The organism is Hymenobacter sp. UYAg731, assembly GCF_054061335.1.
Genome location: NZ_JBSSEC010000007.1, coordinates 159,090 through 175,970, shown reverse-complemented (window position 1 = coordinate 175,970; position 16,881 = coordinate 159,090). Strand labels below are relative to the sequence as shown.

12 protein-coding genes are annotated in these 16,881 nt (G+C 61.7%); 6 read left to right on the top strand and 6 right to left on the bottom strand.

The annotated features are described in order from the left end of the window. Positions 1-140 precede the first annotated feature (140 nt). The 3 genes from fabD to ACVWYF_RS20210 all read right to left on the bottom strand — a co-directional run bounded on the left by fabD (position 141) and on the right by ACVWYF_RS20210 (position 7,408). Positions 141-1,031, bottom strand: coding sequence for an ACP S-malonyltransferase (gene fabD / locus ACVWYF_RS20220; RefSeq protein ID WP_457071483.1), 891 nt, complete (start codon positions 1,029-1,031; stop codon positions 141-143). A gap of 182 nt (positions 1,032-1,213) precedes the next feature. Continuing rightward, the gene (locus tag ACVWYF_RS20215) at positions 1,214-4,189 is read right to left on the bottom strand and encodes a T9SS type B sorting domain-containing protein (protein ID WP_457071480.1); all 2,976 of its coding nucleotides are present in this window, start codon (positions 4,187-4,189) and stop codon (positions 1,214-1,216) included. Between the two features lie 261 nt (positions 4,190-4,450). Beyond that, positions 4,451-7,408, bottom strand: a complete 2,958-nt coding sequence (locus tag ACVWYF_RS20210; protein ID WP_457071478.1) for a T9SS type B sorting domain-containing protein — start codon at positions 7,406-7,408, stop codon at positions 4,451-4,453. 336 nt (positions 7,409-7,744) lie between these two features. Here ACVWYF_RS20210 and ACVWYF_RS20205 point away from each other — a divergent pair, with 336 nt between their 5' ends. From ACVWYF_RS20205 to ACVWYF_RS20195, 3 genes are all read left to right on the top strand, one after another. After that, positions 7,745-8,452, top strand: a complete 708-nt coding sequence (locus tag ACVWYF_RS20205; RefSeq protein ID WP_457071476.1) for a succinate dehydrogenase cytochrome b subunit — start codon at positions 7,745-7,747, stop codon at positions 8,450-8,452. Positions 8,453-8,554: 102 nt separating this feature from the next. After that, positions 8,555-10,489, top strand: a complete 1,935-nt coding sequence (locus ACVWYF_RS20200) for a fumarate reductase/succinate dehydrogenase flavoprotein subunit (RefSeq protein ID WP_457071474.1) — start codon at positions 8,555-8,557, stop codon at positions 10,487-10,489. 132 nt (positions 10,490-10,621) lie between these two features. Further along, positions 10,622-11,377 carry a succinate dehydrogenase/fumarate reductase iron-sulfur subunit gene (locus ACVWYF_RS20195; RefSeq protein ID WP_457071472.1) on the top strand — a complete coding sequence of 252 codons (756 nt, stop codon included), beginning with the start codon at positions 10,622-10,624 and terminating at the stop codon, positions 11,375-11,377. Between the two features lie 146 nt (positions 11,378-11,523). Here the strand turns inward: ACVWYF_RS20195 and ACVWYF_RS20190 are convergent, their stop codons facing one another. Then, on the bottom strand, positions 11,524-12,393 hold the full coding sequence (locus ACVWYF_RS20190; RefSeq protein ID WP_457071470.1) for an aldo/keto reductase: 870 nt from the start codon (positions 12,391-12,393) through the stop codon (positions 11,524-11,526). A 169-nt stretch (positions 12,394-12,562) separates the two neighbouring features. Here ACVWYF_RS20190 and ACVWYF_RS20185 point away from each other — a divergent pair, with 169 nt between their 5' ends. Continuing rightward, a complete protein-coding gene (locus ACVWYF_RS20185; RefSeq protein ID WP_457071468.1) occupies positions 12,563-13,792 on the top strand; it encodes an MFS transporter in 1,230 nt (409 codons plus the stop codon). Positions 13,793-14,136: 344 nt separating this feature from the next. Beyond that, a complete protein-coding gene (locus tag ACVWYF_RS20180) occupies positions 14,137-14,646 on the top strand; it encodes a carboxypeptidase regulatory-like domain-containing protein (protein WP_457071466.1) in 510 nt (169 codons plus the stop codon). A gap of 127 nt (positions 14,647-14,773) precedes the next feature. On the opposite strand, the gene ACVWYF_RS20175 is transcribed toward ACVWYF_RS20180, so the two are convergent. Together ACVWYF_RS20175 and ACVWYF_RS20170 are read right to left on the bottom strand one after the other, a co-directional pair. After that, positions 14,774-15,157: a hypothetical protein gene (locus ACVWYF_RS20175; protein ID WP_457071464.1), complete on the bottom strand. Its 384-nt coding sequence runs from the start codon at positions 15,155-15,157 to the stop codon at positions 14,774-14,776. A 135-nt stretch (positions 15,158-15,292) separates the two neighbouring features. Next, positions 15,293-15,928: a helix-turn-helix transcriptional regulator gene (locus tag ACVWYF_RS20170; RefSeq protein WP_457071461.1), complete on the bottom strand. Its 636-nt coding sequence runs from the start codon at positions 15,926-15,928 to the stop codon at positions 15,293-15,295. A gap of 421 nt (positions 15,929-16,349) precedes the next feature. On the opposite strand from ACVWYF_RS20170, the gene ACVWYF_RS20165 reads away from it, so the two are divergent. Beyond that, on the top strand, positions 16,350-16,877 hold the full coding sequence (locus tag ACVWYF_RS20165; protein ID WP_457071459.1) for an NADPH-dependent FMN reductase: 528 nt from the start codon (positions 16,350-16,352) through the stop codon (positions 16,875-16,877). The last annotated feature ends 4 nt before the right edge of the window (positions 16,878-16,881 follow it).

Sequence of the window (16,881 nt, the reverse complement as noted above, 5' to 3'; positions counted from 1 at the left end):
ACAGCTACGAAAAACAGGTTGCCGGAGACGCACCAACCCGGGTACTCCGGACTTCAACTCTTTCCCTTGAGCACAAATCCAAAGGACGCTCGAGTGGCCAATTTAAACCCGGAATACCCGCGCCGTTACCTCATTGGTTGCTAAAAGCTGCCCACCGTGGCCGTGGGCACTATTTTCTTCACCAAGCCTTGCAGCACTTTGCCGGGGCCGCACTCCACGAAGTCGGTGGCCCCATCGGCGGCCATGCGCTGCACGAGTTGCGTCCAGCGCACGGGAGCGGTGAGCTGGGCCAGCAGGTTGGCTTTGATTTCGGCCGGGTCGGTGTGGGGCAGCGCGTCCACGTTTTGGTACACGGGGCAGCGGGCAGGGCTGAAAGTGGTTTTCTCGATGGCCTCGGCCAGGGCGGCGGCGGCGCTCTGCATCAGGGGCGAGTGGAAGGCCCCGCCCACGGGCAGCGGCAGGGCGCGCTTGGCACCGGCGGCTTTCAGGGCTTCGCAGGCCTGGGCCATGCCTTCGGCCGAGCCGGATATGACGAGCTGGCCGGGGCAGTTGTAGTTGGCGGCTACCACCATGTTGCCGCCAGCGCTGATTTCCTGGCAGATGCGTTCCACCGTGGCATCGTCGAGGCCGAGAATGACGGCCATGGTGCCGGGCTGCTCCTCGCAGGCGGCCTGCATGGCCTGGGCGCGGCGGGCCACGAGCGGCAGCGCGTTTTCAAATTTCAATACGCCGGCGGCTACTAATGCCGAGAATTCGCCCAGCGAATGCCCCGCCGTGCTGGCCGGCGCGAAATCGGGCCGCGCCACGAATTGCGCCACCGAATGCACGAAAATGGCTGGTTGGGTGACGTTGGTGCGGCGCAGGTCCTCCTCCGAACCGCTGAACATGATGTCGGTGAGGCTGAAACCCAGGATGTCGTTGGCGCGGGTGAGCAGGGCGCGGGCATCGAGGTGCTGGTCGAATAGCTCGCGGGCCATGCCGGGAAACTGGCTGCCCTGGCCGGGAAATAGCACGGATTGAGTCGGATTCATCGGAAGTCGGGGGTTAGCGGTTTTCGGGTGGTGGGATTTGGCAAATGCGGGCCGGCTGCTGCCTCAGCAGCAGTAAAGCGGGCGCAAGCTGCACAAAAAGCCGCATTGCCCAAAAAAAAGCGGAGCCGGCCCAATGGTCGTCTCCGCTTTAGCGCAAGGTGTCAATCAGTCTAAACCCGTGATTAACGGACGATTTCGACCCAACCCTTGTAGGTGCGCTTGGTGTTGGCAAAGTCGGCAAACTCCACCTCGGCCAAGTAGAAATACACGCCGTCTACGTTTTTCACCTTCGCGTTGGCTTCGCCCGTGGGGCCGCCACCGTCCCAGTTGATGAGGATGGGGTCATCAGCCGTGGTGGTGTTCTCGAAAACTTTGGTCCCCCAGCGGTTGAAGGCCTGGAAGTGGACGCGCCGCACCGGGCTGCTGTTCTTGGGCCGGAACTGGTCGTTGGAGCCGTCGCCGTTGGGCGTGAAGATGTTGGGCAGCTTGAAAAATACGCAGTTATCCTGGCAGGCCACATTGCTCGTGTCGCTCACCGCGCCACTGCTGGCCACGGCCTGGATGGCGTAGCAGCCGCCCGAAAAGGCCAGGTTGCCGTGCGCGTAGCTGGTGGTAGTGGTGGTGCCCAGCAGGGCAAAGCGCCCCGTGGGCGTGGGCCGGTAAAACACCTTATAGCTCACCGGGACGGCGTCGCAGCCGGCGGGCGTGTTGCCTACCGTCCAGCGCAGGCGGTTGATGTACTTCTCGTTTTGCCGTGGGAATTCGGGCAAGCTGGCTAGGCTGTCGCAGTTGGTGGTCAGCAATTTGAGCACCGGCGTGCAGGGCGGCGAGATAAGCGTGAGGCAGCGCTCCTGGCTGCGGTTCAGCAGCGAATTCAGGCTATCGAAACTGGCGTAGCGGCCATTCGTTTCCACGTAGTAGCAGTAGTCCTGGCCCTTCACCAGTGCGGGGTCACGGTCGGCGTAGGTGCCACCAGTAGTGGTGGAGGCCGCCGTGCCGACACGCACATATGCTCCGGCATTGCCAGTGCGGCGGTAGACGGTGGTGGGCTGCGTGGCATTGTCCCAAGGCACATTAAACGTCCAGTTCACCGTGATGGCCGTGGCGGCCACGTTGGCGGGCAATGCACTCACGCGCACGCTACTGGCCGTGGGCGAAAACTCGCTGATGGGCGTGGCCAAGAGCTGCACAAACTCCAGCTTGTAGGTGTATTGCTTGTTCTGGGTATCGAGGCCGGAGTCTAGGTAGTTCGTGTCGGTGAGCGCGGTAAATGGGCCGTGGGCCACCGGCACGAAGGCCGTAGCTGCCGGAGTCAATCCTTCGGCCCGCGACAGGTTGTAGCGCACCGGGCTGGTGAAGGTACCGCTCACCGGATGGGGCTGGGTCCAGCGCACATTTATCTGGCCGGTGGTGGCGCTGGTGGTGGCCACGTCCACGTTGGTGAGCATGGCCCCGCGCCCGGCCACCTGGGCGCAGGCTTCGTTCGAGGCCAGGCTCTCGCCGCCGGCCGGCAGCGGGAAGTCGGCATAAATGCGGTAGCAGTAGTTCTGGCCCCGGTCCAGGCCCCGGTTCACTTTCGTCACCGGGTCCGCGTTCAGGTCCGTGAACGTGGTCACGGTGGGGCTTACCGTGGCAATGCGCACGTAGCCCGAGGAGGCCGGAATGCCCGTTTCGCACGCCCCCGGCGCGGTTCCGGGGTTCACTTTGCGGTAGATGTAAATGTTGGCCGCATTGGCACAGGTGTAAGCATCCCAGTTCAGTACCATACTGTTGAGGCCGCCCGGGGCCACGGCGGGCGTGGCGCGCAGGTTCTGGGGTGCCGGCCCCACCACCGTGATGCGCCAGGTTTTCTCGTCAATCAGCGCCGGGTTGGTGGTGGAAGGTATGGCCGGGTTGTCCTGGGCCTTGAACACCACCAAGTACGGGGCTTTAGCCACATTGCTGCAGGCGGTTTGCCAGCTAAACGTGCCGGCGGCCTGCGGCGGGCCGGTCGTCGTTTGGCGGAAGGTGGCGGGCGGGATAATGCCGCTGTAAGCATATAGCGTGATGGGCGATTGCGGGCTGCTGGGCGACCCCCCGTCCACAGCCGTCACGGCTCCCGTAATGCGCAACCCGGCCACTACGCAAATGTCCTGCGGAATGGTGATGGTGGGACGGATATTGACCGAAGCCGTCACGATTATCTGCATGTCCCGAATCACGCGGCCAATGAGCCGCCGCCCCAGCGGCAAGTGCCGCCATTCCTCCACTTCAAAGGCCACATTGTAGAAACCCACCGCCACGGGCGCATTCCAGGTAATCTGGCCGGTGGTCACGTCCTGCACAAAAATGGCATCGGCCCCCGGCACCCCTATTGGCCCTCCCACGTAAGGAGGCACCCCTTCGTAGGCCACCTGCACGGCCCGGGGGTTGCCGGCGGTGATGGCCTGGTCGCTGGGAAAGTGAAAATTGGGCACGGGCTGGGCCACGGGAGAATTGGTACCGGTGCCGGCACCCAGCCCCGAGCAGGGAAAGCCCCCCACGGAACCCTTGATGCCGGCCGGCACCTGCTGGCTGGCCATCAGGTGAAAAGCCAGCGAATCATGGTCGGCATCGTAAGCCCCGGGGCTGTGCAAAAACACCTGGCTCGTGGCCGCTTTGTCAATGGCCGGGGCTGTGAAAATGGGCGAGTGGTTCAGCCCCAGCGCGGGGTCGATGGTGATGTAGGTACGGATGTAGAACGACTGATTTTTTGAGTCGCTCATATTTATCACGCCTTCGTTGCGGTTTTCGCCGATGAACTCCACATTGTAGCCCCCCACGGTGGGGTAAATATGTTCGAAGTAATAGATATTGACGCTGGTATCGGTGTTGCCCGGAATGGCCCGTTTTATGGCGCGCGGGATGCCATCGATGCAGCTGGAGGTGCCGTCGCCAAAGAAAATGGTGGCATTATCCTGGTTCACCGACGAGCTGTTATCCGTGTACAGCACCATCTTAAAGAAGATGCGGCGCGGGTTGGCAGGCATGGTGGTGTCCACCTTGGCCTGAATATCGCCGGCGCGCAGGTGCGAGGCCCGGGCCGCATCGGGGCGCAGGCCCAGCCCGGTCATTATGAGCAACAAGAGCAATGCCAGCCGCGCACCTGCCCCACCCCGGAGTAGAAGAAATTGTATCATATAATGTTGAACGAAGGAAAGAAAAGTCGTTAGCCTTACGCGGCAGCGGTTGCAAAAAGCAAGCCCTGCAACGCGAAGCTATACGAGAAGTAACAGGAGATGAAAAAGTTGCGTGGCCTTTGGCCGAAAGCGAATGCCGCTGCCGTACGCCCAACCGCGTTTCCAACCAGAAAGCCCCGCAAAAACCGCTCCGAGCAGAGTGTTTTTTTGCGGGGCTTCCCCTAATTATTTAACATTTGAGCCAAAACTGGCGGACACCAGCTACCGGACAATTTCGACCCAACCTTTGTACGTGCGTTTGGTGTTGGCAAAATCGGCGAACTCCACCTCAGCCAGGTAGAAATACACGCCATCAACCACTTTGGCGCTGGTTCCATTACCCGATTCGCCCGTGGGGCCGCCGCCGTCCCAGTTGATGAGGATGGGGTCATCGGCCGTGGTAGTGTTCTCGAAAACCTTGGTGCCCCAGCGGTTGAAGGCCTGGAAGTGGATGCGCCGCACGGGGCTGTTGTTTTTGGGCCTGAACACCGAGTTCTGGCCGTCGCCGTTGGGCGTGAAGATATTGGGCAGCTTGAAGAACAGGCAATTATCCTGGCAGGCCACGTTGCTCGTGTCGCTCACGGCACCGCTGGCCACCACGGCCTGCAACGCGTAGCACCCGCCCGAGAAGGCCAGGTCCGAATGCACGAAGCTGGTAGACGAAGTAGTGGCCAGCAGCGTGAAATGCCCCGTGGGCGTGGGCCGGTAATACACCCGGTAATTGATGATGTTGGCATCGCAGCCGGCGGGCGTGGTGCCCACCGTCCAGCGCAGGCGGTTGGTATAGCGCTCGCGCAGGCCCGGGAATTCGGGCAGGCTGGCCAGGCTGTCGCAATTGGTGGGCAGCAGCGTAAGCACCGGCGTGCAGGGCGGCGAGTTAAGGGTCAGGCACTGCTCCTGGCTGCGGTTCAGCAACGAGCTCAGAAAGGGGAAGCCGGCATAGCTGCCCTCCGTCTGCACGTAGTAGCAGTAGTTCTGGCCCTTCACCAGCGTGGAGGAGCGGTCGGTGAACGTGCCACCGATGGCCCCCGTGGGGGCAGTGCCAACATGCACCAGCCCCCCCGTGGCCCCATCGCGGCGGTAGATGGTAACTGGCTTGCCCGAATTATTCCACGGCACCTGGTACGTCCAGTTCAGGGTGATGGATGTGGGCGGGTTGTTGGGCAGCGCCGTGAGGCGGACGCTGCTGGCCGTGGGCGATGCCTCGGTGAGCGTGGTACCCTGCCCCGGCGCGAAGGTGCGGACGAACTCCAGCTTGTAGGTGTACTGCTTATTCTGGGTATCGAGCCCCAGGTCCACGTAGCTCGTGTCGGTGAGGGTCGTGAACGGGCCGTGGGCCACCGGCACAAACGTAACCGGGTTCAGCCCTTCGGCTCGCGACAGCACGTACGACGGCGTGCCCGTGAACGCGCCCCCGCCAATGGGACGGGGCTGGGTCCAGCGCACGGCAATCTGGCCGGTGGTGGCGCTGGTGGTGGCCACGTCCACGTTGGTCAGCATCGCGCCCCGGCCCGATACCTGGGCACAGGCCTCGTTTGAGGCGATGCTTTGGCCGCCGGCCGGCAGCGGGAAGTCGGCATAAATACGGTAGCAATAGTTCTGGCCCCGGTCTAAGCCCAGTGTGGTGCTGGTGGCGGGGTCCACGTTCAAATCCGTGAAGGTGGTCGCATTGGGCGCTACCGTGCCAATGCGCACGTAGCCCGCCGAGGCCGGAATGCCGGTATCGCATGGCCCCGGCGTGAACGTGGAGGGGTTCACCTTGCGGTAAATATAGATGCGGGCCGCGTTGGCGCAGGTGTAGGCATCCCAGTTCAGCACCATGCCGTTGTAGCCGCCCGCCGCCGCCGTGGGCGTGGCCCGCAGGTTTTGGGGCGGCGGCCCCACCACGGTAATGCGCCAGGTCTTCTCATCTATCAGTATCGGCGTCGGGGCCGTCGGACTGTCCTGCGCTTTGAACACCACCTGGTACGGCAGCGCGGCTACGTTGCTGCAAGTGGTTTGCCAGTTGAAAGTACCGGCGGCCTGCGGCGGGCCGGTCGTCGTTTGCCGGAAGGTAGCGGGCGGGAAAATGCCGCCGTAGGCAAACAGCGCAATGGGAGTCTGGGCGCTGCCGGCGGTCACGCCGTCCACGGCGGTCACGTTGCCGGTCACGGTTCGCCCGGCCACCACGCAGATGTCGGGCGGAATGGTCAGGGTAGGCCGCTGGTTATTGGTGGCCTTGATTTCAATCTGCATGTCCCGAATCACCTCCCCGATAAGCCGGCGGCCTAGGGGCGTGCGCCGCCATTCCTCCACCACCATTGCCACGTTGTAGAGGCCAGCGTTCAGGGGGGCATTCCAGGTAATCTGGCCGGTGTACACGTCCTGCACAAAGATGGCCGGATTACCGCCGATGGGGTCACCCGGCACGCCCCCGTAGGGCACGGTCACGGGGCCGGCCGCAATGGCCGGGTCGTTGGGGTATTTGAAATCGGGCACCGTCACGGGCCGGGGTGTATTGTCGCCGGTAGCGCCGGGGCAGGGAGGCCCCACGATAGTGGAGGCCAGCCGGGGCTCCTTCTGGCTGGTGCGCAGGTGGAAAGACAGCGAGTCGTGGTCGGCATCATATGCCGCCGGGTTGTGCAGAAACACCTGCCCCATGGCTCCCTTATCGATGGCCGGGGCCGTGAGCACCGGCGAATGGTTCAGTCCCAGCGCGGGGTCAATGGTGATTTTGGTACTGATATAGAACGACTGGTCGAGCGGATTGCTCATATTGACGACGCCCCCGTTGCGGTTTTCGCCCACAAAGCCCACGGTGTAGCTGCCGGTAGCCGGATAAGTGTGCTCGAAGTAATAAATACTGAGGGCCGTATCGGTATTGCCGGGGATGGGCAGCCGCCCGCCCGGCCGGGCAATGCCCGGGCTACAGCTCGACGTGCCGTCGCCGAAAAAAATAATTGCCTCGGGCTGGTCCACTGAAGTGGGCCCCCGGGTGATGTCGAGGTACAGAATCATCTTAAAAAAAATGCGCCGCGGGTTCGGGCTGGCCGTGGTATCCACCTTGGCCTGAATGTCGCCCGCCCGGATGTGAGACGCCCGGGCTACCTCGGGCTTCAGGCCCAGCCCGGCCAATAGCACCATCATCAGAAACGCCGCCCGCGCCAGTACTCCACTCCGCGAAATAGTAAACTGTACCATACCAAGTCAATTACTAGAAAGGAAAACCGTGATGCCGTCCCGGGCGACAACCAGCGAAGCCAACTTTTACTGTTTGGCTCCGGCGGCCTTTGCTGTTTGCGTAACATCGCCACGCCCGTGCGTGTTAACGATGCCGGCAGCGGATAGATTCACCACGCCCCGCAATGTTTTTTTTGGCAGGCTTGCCCTTGCAAGAATCGGGCCCGTCCGTTGCCCGGTTAGCGGGTGAGGGCTACCTTTGAGCAACCAAAACACACCTCTTCACTTCCCTAGTTTGGCTACTTTATGAGTTGGATAACAAAAACATTAACCAGCAGCATCGGCCGGAAGATAGTTATGGCCGTTACGGGCCTGTTTCTATGCACGTTCCTGGTGGTTCACCTGATTGGTAACCTGCAGTTATTCAAGCACGACCAGGGCGCGGCTTTCAATACCTACTCTCACTTCATGGGCACCAACCCCATCATCCGCACCATCGAGTGGGGCTTGGTGCTGGGTTTCGGCTTCCATATTTTTGAAGCCCTCGTGCTCACCCGCCGCAACAAAGCGGCCCGGGGCGCGCAAGGCTACGTGAGCAACCACTCGGAGCAGAATTCGGAATGGACCTCGCGCAACATGGGCATCCTGGGCACCATCATCCTGATTTTCCTGATTGTTCACCTCTACAACTTCTTCTGGCGCGCCCGTTTTGCTGGCGACCTGCCACGTATGGGCGGTGCCGACCCATTGACCAGCGACTACGACAACCTGTACATGGCCGTGGTATCGTCGTTTCACATCTGGTGGTACGTGTTGCTGTACGTAGCCGCCCAAATCAGCCTCGGCTACCACTTGTGGCACGGCTTCCGCTCGGGCTTCCAGACCCTGGGCCTGAACCACCGCAAGTATACCCCACTCATCAAGTACGTGGGCTACGCCTTCGCCGTGGTGGTTTCGGCGGGCTTTGCTTCCATGCCCATCTACTTCTTCCTGTTCACCAATGCGCAGGGAGAAATGGCCGCCAACGCGCCGGCATTCCTGCACACCGTGGCCTCGGCTTTTTAATTGATTCGGAGCGGTAAAACCAGCCTAACGCGCTAACACTAGCGGCGTTTGGTTGTTACCCTATCACTCCCTCACTCAGTCATTCCATCACTCCGTCGCTCTATGCTGTTGGATTCCAAAACTCCCGAAGGCGCCCTCGCCGAAAAATGGGACAAGCACAAGTTTAACGTCAAGCTCGTGAACCCCGCCAACAAGCGGAAATACGACGTGATTGTGGTCGGCACGGGCCTGGCTGGTGGCGCGGCCGCCGCCTCGCTGGCCGAGCTGGGCTATAACGTTAAAGCATTCACATACCACGATTCGCCCCGCCGCGCGCACTCCATCGCCGCGCAGGGCGGCATCAATGCCGCCAAGAACTACCAGAACGACGGCGACTCCGTTTTCCGCCTGTTCTACGACACCATCAAGGGTGGCGATTACCGCGCCCGCGAAGCCAACGTGTATCGCCTAGCTCAGGTATCGGTCAATATCATCGACCAGTGCGTGGCCCAGGGCGTGCCTTTCGCCCGCGAATACGGCGGCCTGCTGGCCAACCGCTCCTTCGGCGGTGCCCAGGTGAGCCGAACCTTTTACGCCCGGGGCCAGACCGGACAGCAGCTGCTGCTGGGAGCCTACTCGGCCCTGAGCCGTCAGATTGCCTACGGCAAAGTGAAGATGTACACCCGCTCGGAAATGCTCGACGTGGTGGTGGTCGACGGCCAGGCCCGTGGCATCGTGACGCGCAATACTATCACCGGCGAAATTGAAACCCACGCCGCCCACGCGGTGGTGCTGGCCACCGGCGGCTACGGCAACGTGTTCTACCTGAGCACCAACGCCATGTACTGCAACGTGACCGCCGCCTGGCGGGCGCACAAGCGCGGTGCCTATTTCGCCAACCCCTGCTTCACCCAGATTCACCCCACCTGCATCCCCGTAAGCGGCGACTATCAGTCGAAACTCACGCTGATGTCGGAGTCGCTCCGCAACGACGGTCGCGTGTGGGTGCCCGCTACCAGGGAAATCGCCGAGCGCCTGCGCAAAGGTGAAATCACCGCGACCGACATCAAGGAGGAAGACCGGGATTACTTCCTGGAACGTAAATATCCTGCCTTTGGTAACCTGGTGCCGCGCGACGTGGCTTCGCGCAACGCTAAATTGATGTGCGATGAAGGCCGTGGCGTGGGCAGCACCGGCCTGGCCGTGTACCTCGATTTTGCCGACATCATCAAGCGTACGGGAGCTGAAGCGGTGAGCCAGAAGTACGGCAACCTGTTTGCCATGTACGAGAAAATCACCGACGAAGACCCCTACAAGCTGCCGATGCGGATTTACCCGGCGGTGCATTATACCATGGGCGGCCTGTGGGTTGACTACAACCTGCAAACCACCGTGCCCGGCCTGTACGCCACCGGCGAGTGCAACTTCTCGGACCACGGTGCCAACCGCCTCGGTGCTTCGGCCCTTATGCAGGGCCTGGCCGATGGCTACTTCGTAATCCCCTACACCATCGGCGATTACCTAGCCAGCACGCCGCCCAAGCCGGTGGACACCAACCACCCCGCCTTTGCCGAGTCGAAAGCCTACGTGCAGGCCCGCACCGAGCAACTGCTCAACATCAAAGGCAACCGTACCCCCGACGAATTCCACAAGATTCTCGGCCACATTATGTGGGAATACTGCGGCATGGCGCGCACCGCCGAAGGCCTGCGCCATGCCAAAGCTGAGATTCAGAAGCTGAAAAAGGAGTTCTGGAACGACGTGAAAGTGGTGGGCAGCGGCGAGGAAATGAACCAGGCGCTGGAGAAAGCCGGCCGCGTGGCCGACTTCATCGAACTCGGCGAGCTAATGGTGGACGACGCGCTGGACCGCAACGAGAGCTGCGGTGGCCACTTCCGCGAGGAATATCAGACCCCCGAGGGCGAGGCCCTGCGCGACGACGAAAACTACGCCTACGTGGCCGCCTGGGAGTATACGGGCGAAAACCAGCCCGAAAAGCTCAATAAGGAAGAGCTTGTATTCGAAAATGTGAAGCTGACCCAGCGCAGCTACAAATAATTTAATTAATAATTATGAATTAAGAATTAAAAATTAGGTTTTGGCGGCGGATTTTAACGTGTCAATTCTTAATTTTTAATTCTTAATTATTAATTCAAAAAAATGGCCGGTTCCAACCCCAACGCTAAACCGATGAACCTGACCCTGAACGTGTGGCGGCAGCCCAACCGCCAGGCCCAGGGGAAGATTGTGGAATACCATGTGAAAGACATTTCGCCCGATATGTCGTTTCTGGAGATGCTCGACGTGCTGAACGAGGACCTGCTGCGCGGCGGCCAGGACCCCGTAGCCTTCGACCACGACTGCCGAGAGGGCATCTGCGGCTCGTGCGACCTGTTCATCAACGGCCGCTCGCACGGCCCGGAGAAGGGCACCACCACCTGCCAGCTGCACATGCGCAAGTTTTCGGATGGTGACACCATTACCATTGAGCCCTGGCGCGCCAATTCTTTCCCCGTCAATAAAGACCTGAGCGTGGACCGCTCGGCCTTTGACCGCATCATTCAGGCCGGTGGCTACGTGAGCGTGAACACCGGCGGCGCACCCGACGGCAACGAGATTCCGATTCCAAAGGAAATTTCGGACCGGGCTTTCGAGGCGGCTACCTGCATCGGTTGCGGTGCCTGCGTGGCGGCTTGCAAGAATGCGTCGGCCATGCTGTTCGTTTCGGCTAAGGTTTCGCAGCTGGCCCTGTTGCCTCAGGGCAACGTGGAGCGCAAAACCCGCGTCGAGAACATGGTGGCCCAGATGGATAAGGAAGGCTTCGGTGCCTGCACCAACATTGGTTCGTGCGCGGCCGAGTGCCCGGTGGGCATCTCGCTGGAAAACATTGCCATCCTGAACCGCGAGTTCCTGGCCGCTAAGGCTACGTCGAATAACCTGGCGTAAGTCAGGCTGAAACCAAGCAACAGAAAGCCCCGGCAGTAGCTACTGCCGGGGCTTTCTGTTGTAGCGCGAACTTTTAGTTCGCGTCCCCGCGCTGGTTCAGCGTTTCGTTAATGGCGCGGGGACGCGAACTAAAAGTTCGCGCTACTTTATGCCGGCTGGATGGCATCCAGCGCCTTCATATCCTCGGCCGAGAGGTGAATATCGGCCGTTTTCATGTTCTCTTCCAAGTGCTTCACTTTGGAAGTACCGGGGATGAGCAGGATGTTGGGCGAGTGGTGCAGGAGCCAGCTCAGGGCAATCTGCTGGGGCTTCACGCCGTGCTGGGCAGAAATCTGGTCCAGCGCTTTGAGGGCATCGGCGTTGCCGCCACCCAGCGGAAACCACGGAATGAAGGCGATGTTCTGCTCGCGGGTGTAGGTGAGTTCGGCCTCCCACTTGCGGTTTTCGACGCTGTACATGTTCTGCACCGACACGATGGGCACGAACTCCTGCGCCTTTTTGATGTCGGCAACGCTCACTTCGGATAGGCCGATGTGCTTAATGCGGCCGTCCTGCTGGGCTTTTTGCAGGAATTTCAGGGTTTCCTGGAAGGGCACGTTCGGGTCGATGCGGTGGAGCTGGTAGAGGTCGATTTGCTCGACTTTGAGGCGCTTGAGGCTGCCGTTGAGGGCTTCTTCGAGGTGCTTGGGGCTGGCATCAATGGGCCATTCGTTGGGTCCGGTGCGGAGGAGGGCCCCTTTGGTGGCGATGACGAGGCCTTTGGCGTAGGGATGCAGGGCTTCGGCAATCAGCTCTTCCGACACGTTGGGGCCGTAGCTGTCGGCGGTGTCAATGAAGTTGACGCCCAGCTCCACGGCCCGCTTCAGCACACGGATGGATTCGTCGTGGTCGGCGGGTGGGCCCCAGATGCCTTCGCCAGTGATGCGCATGGCACCGTAGCCAACGCGGTTCACGGTGAGGTCGCCACCGATGGTGTAGGTAGTGGGATAGGTAGTGGCCGTGGTGTTATCGGACATAAGAAATGACTTAAAATGAAATGCCCCGGCACGATTATCAGCGGGGTGCTTTGTAAGACGATTGAGGAGCGGAATTGTTTGAAGCGAGCCGTAGCGCGAACTTTGTCGTCCGCGTTTTCGGACGATATAATCAGACGCGAACGACAAAGTCCGCGCTACTTTTACCGCCGTGCCTGCCCTCCCCCCTGACCGCCGCCTGCCGCTGCTCTACGCTATTATTCTGGTTGATGTGATTGTGGGGGCGGCGGTGGGGCCGGTGCTGCCGGAGTTTGTACGGGGCCTGCGGCAGCCGCAGTTGTGGCTGAGCGTGGGCACGGGCGTGTTTCTGGGGGTGCAGCTGTTTTCGGCCCCGCTGCTGGGGCGGCTGAGCGACGGCTACGGGCGGCGGCCCATCTTCATTGTTTCGGCGGTGGGCACGCTGCTGGCCAACGCGCTGCTGCTGCCGGTGCGGGCGGGGCTGTACTTCGTGAACCGCGTGTCGGACGGGCTCACCAACGGCATGTACGCCACGGTGCGCTCGGCCATTACCGACATATCGCCACCTGAGCGGCTGTTTCGCAACCTGGGCATCGAGGGCGCGATTATCTCACTAGGATTTGTGCTGGGGCCGATGGCGGCCGGGGTGCTGCTCACGGTGCTGCAGGTGCCGCCGGACCAGCAGGCCACTTATGTGGTGCGGCTGGCCGTGGCCCTGGCCGTGCTCAACATCGGGCTGAGCCTGTGGCTGCCCGAAACCCACGCCGGGCGCGGTGGCGTGCGCGGAGCCGAGCTGCGCGCCGAGCTGGCCCGCAGCGTCAACCCGCTCACGCTGTGGGCCCGGCTGCGCGAGAAGAACGCGCAGAACCCTGGCATCCGGCGCATCGTGCTCACGCAGGTGGCGCTCACGCTCAGCACGGGGTATTATTTCTACTTTGTGCCCTTCGCCAGCCTGGGGCCGCTGCACCTCGATGCCCGGCAGATTTCCTACTTCTTCATGTATTTCGGGGCGCTGAGCGTGGGGCTGAACTACGTGTTCTACACCTACTTCGCCGACCGCATCAACCAGCGCCGGGCCATTGTGTGGCTGGCGGCGCTGGGTGCGCCGGTGCTAGCCGGCTACGGCCTAATGGGCACCTCGAAAGTGGCGCTATATGTGCTAGTCACGCTGGATTGCCTCACGCTTTCGCTCATTCAGGGTTTGCTGGAAGGCCGGCTGGCCCGCCACACCACGGAGGCCGACCGGGGCGAAATCTTCGGCCTGAACCAGGCATTTCAGTCGCTGGCCAGCTTCGGTACGGCGCTGGTTTTCGGGGGCTTGTCGGTGCTGGATTTGCGGCTGCCGTGGGCGTGGTTTGCGCTGTGTCTGGTGGCAGTGGCGGGGCTGGCGGCGCGGCCTGAGCCAGCCGCAGGTGATGACTGATATCGGGCCAAGTGCATACGCTGACAGGCGCTACCAGTCCAACTGAAGCGCAAGGCATTTATGCAAATAATTCAAATCAATAAGAATCAATACTTAGTTCATAAAATCCATAAATCCATCTGTTGCCAACGAAGCAAATCTGCACACCGATTCGATTATACGCTTGTTAGTAGGACCACGCTTGGCATACAATGCAAATTGTTGTTATATTACCTAAGCGAACCCAGTACCGAGCTTCCCGTTTTCGTCTAAACCTGAATAAATGGTGCATAAGCTATAAAGTACTGCTTTCCGAGCATCATTCGCGTCGCTTCACTTTTATTCTCCTGCTATTTCTCGATGCCATGAAGTATTTCACCATCCTTACGCTGGCCCTGCTGCTAGCGACGGCCACCGTGCAAGCCCAGGTGGTTACTACGCCCCCACCGGCACCATCAGAATCACTTCCAGCGCCTTCCGTCCCCCCACCAGCCCCTTCCGAAGTGGCCCCGGACCCGGCCCAAGCCGAGGCTCCGGTACCGTCTGGCGCGCTTGGCTGCCGCGTGGTCACCGGCCGCGTGACCGATATGTTTGCTTACCCGCTGACGGGAGCCACGGTCATCCTGCGCAGCCACGAAAAAGGCTTCAGCAACGATGCCTTCAGTACCAACGCCGAGGGCCAGTTCATCATCACCTCGAAGCAGCCCATTCCTCAAAATACGGTGCTGGAAATCACGGCTGCTGGCTACACCAGCCTGGAGCTGCCGCTGGCCAACTGCCAGGAGCTTGACCTCACCCTGGTACCGCTGCCCGGCACCCGCTTCAAAGCCGATGGCCGCATCAAAAAGACCACGGCTGCCGGCAAAATTCATTAGGCCTGCCCCGCGCTTCGCGCCCCGGCTACCCCCCCAATAAGTACGGCCCTGCTCCCCATCAGCGCCAAAAAAAGGCACCACCCGGCAAAAGCGGGCGGGGCCTGATAAAAAAACCGGCTACTGCCCGCTAAGCGGGGAGCGTGGCGCGGTGGGCCGTTACCTCCGTTTTGGCCTGGGTCAGCTCGGCTACCTGCACCACTACCTGGCGCAGGTCCACGGCCACGCGGAAGGCGGCCACGGGGCCACGGGTAGTTTGCGCGGCTCCCAGGTCGCCCCGGCGCTTCACGGCCGTGCGCAGCTCGGCTTCGCGGCGCGGGCGGTACTTGCTCTCGGTGGGCATATCGGCCAGCTGGGCGGTGAGGATGGTAATGTCCTGGTCGAGGGTGCTGATTTCATCTGTGGTGTCGGTGGCGCGGGCGCTGGCTTTGCCATCGCAGTGGTCGTAGCTCGTTTGGCGGAAGGTCAGGTCGTCGAGCTCGGTCTGGAGGTCGTCCAGCACCTCGTCGCACATGGGTTTGTCGGTGAGCGTTTCTACGGGGAAGGCAATTGGGTAAAATGTGAAAAATGAGTTACCCCCGCTCAACGCCGCATTCTTTACAAAAAGTATGTCCCCCGGCGCGGGTTTTTAGCCGTCCGGCAGCTTCTGTTACTGCCTCGGTTGCCGGACGGGCGCGGGGGGCAGCAGCCGGGCCAGCGCGGCGGTTTCACTATCCAGCGCATGTAAGCGCACCACCGCCAGCACCTGCCTGGCTACGGCGGCCGGGCCGGGCACGGCCGCTGCTACGTCGGCGGCCAGCACTTGCAGCCAGCGGGTGAAGTGGGCCAGCTCGGCGGCATCCGGAAAGCCGGCCGCTGGGGCGGCTTGCAGCTGCCCCAGCCCCCACTGCCGCCGGTGTTGCAGGGCCGCCCGCTTGCCCGCCCGGTGCAGCGCCCAACGCAACGCCGCCGCCTGAGCTGCTACCTGGCGCTGGCGCTTCCGCACCGGGGCCGGGGCCAGCGGGCCAAATTCGGGCAGCCCGGTGGGGAGCGCCGCCGGGGCTTCCGGCCCGGCCAAGCCACTGAAAGCGGGCGCGGACGGCCCGGTGCCCTCGGGCGGGGGCAGCAGCCGGGCTAGGCGCTCCAGCCGCCGGTTGGCCTGCAGGGAAGCCCGGCGGCGGCCGGCTTCAAGGTGGGCAATTTGCCGTTCGCTCACGCCCAGGTAACGCCCCAATTCGGCTTGCGTGAGGCCAAAATGCGTGCGGATGGCCGCTTCAAGCGCATTGGAGGGAATGGAGTGAGACATAAGAACGCAATGGCAGCACTTGTAGGGTATTGGCAGAAAAAATGCAGCAACCCCACAACGCTTGTAGGGTACTGAATATTTTTTGGCCGGCACCCCACAAGTTTTATGGCCATTCCTTGCTACAGGTGGTGCTTGATGTGCGTGGTTACTCTACCGTGAAGCAATGACGGCCGGCCCACGCCGTTGAGGAAATACGCTTTGCCAATGCTATTGCTCGCATTGCGGAGTACGGCCGGCATGCTGGCTTGACTAGCGGGTTAGGTTAGCAGCGTAGCTCGATAGTAGCCGCATATCACCCCTATTTCCCCTCAAAACAAGGGAAGGAAATGCCTCCCAAGCTCCCCACTCCGTCCCGGCCCATAACCAACGACCACTCCAACCAGTTAGCAGCACGGTTTCCATCGTTTAGCCTCTCTTTGTTTTGATAACCATCCTCGCCGGCACCAACCGGCCCCACTCCCGCGCCCGCCGCATTGCCGACTACTACCGCATCCTGCTCACGGAGCTGGGGGCCGAAAGCCAGATTCTGGACCTGGCCGAGCTGCCAGCTGATTTTATCACCACCGCCCTGTACGCCAACGCGGGCACGCACCCGGAGTTTAACCGCCTAGCGGCCATGCTCGATGCCAGCGCGAAGGTGGTCATTGTGGTACCCGAGTACAACGCCTCCTTCCCCGGCGTGCTGAAGGCATTTATCGATGGCCTTAGCTACCCCGGTGGCATTCAGGGCAAAAAAGCGGCGCTAATAGGGTTGAGCAGCGGCGGCCAGGGCGGCCTGCTGGCCATGGCCCACCTCACCGACGTGCTGATGTACCTCGGCACCTCGGTGCTGCCCCAGCGCGTGCGCCTGCCTTTCATCAACCAGGATTTGAACGCCGAGCACGGCCTCAACCACGACTTGTCGCGCCAGCTGCTGCGCGAACAGGCCGTGGCCTTGCTGGCCAGCTAGGCCC